At 55.7% G+C, this 427-nt stretch carries 1 protein-coding gene; it reads right to left on the reverse strand.

The features are described from left to right. Nucleotides 1–85: 85 nt before the first annotated feature. Nucleotides 86–427: histidine phosphotransferase family protein (locus EOA85_RS37040; RefSeq protein WP_245486435.1), on the reverse strand; the 342-nt coding region annotated here is incomplete at its 5' end.

A 427-nucleotide genomic window follows, 5' to 3' on the forward strand; every position in this document is an offset into this window, starting at 1 on the left:
GGAAGGTTCATGTCATTCATCCGTGAGGGCGTAGTAAACATTGTCTAAAAATAGTTGTCTGTTCTTGTCACTCACCTTAGCAACTTCAAGCGGCCGATAGCACGATTTCTTCTGCGGTTGCGTGTATCGATATCGTCATGTTCGCCTCGCGCGCCAGAAGCAGCGTGTAGTAGGGCTGCACCGAATGCGCGTCGATCGGTTCTTCAGGCTTGTTGCCGGAATGGAGTTCCAGGAATTTGGGCGGCACGCGCAGCATCGGACCGCTCGCGGCGAGCGCAAAGCGTGGTTCTGTGTCGAGGTTTTCAAGCGTAACCGTAAGCTTACCGCCACGCGGAATGGCGGCGTTGGCGACGAGAATTAGGTTGAGCAGGAGCTTCACCTTGTTCTTGGGCAGCAGCGCACGGGTTCCGTTCCAGACCAGTTCCGG

The sequence above is a fragment of the Mesorhizobium sp. M5C.F.Ca.IN.020.29.1.1 genome, from assembly GCF_003997375.1.
GTDB classification, from domain to species: domain Bacteria; phylum Pseudomonadota; class Alphaproteobacteria; order Rhizobiales; family Rhizobiaceae; genus Mesorhizobium; species Mesorhizobium wenxiniae.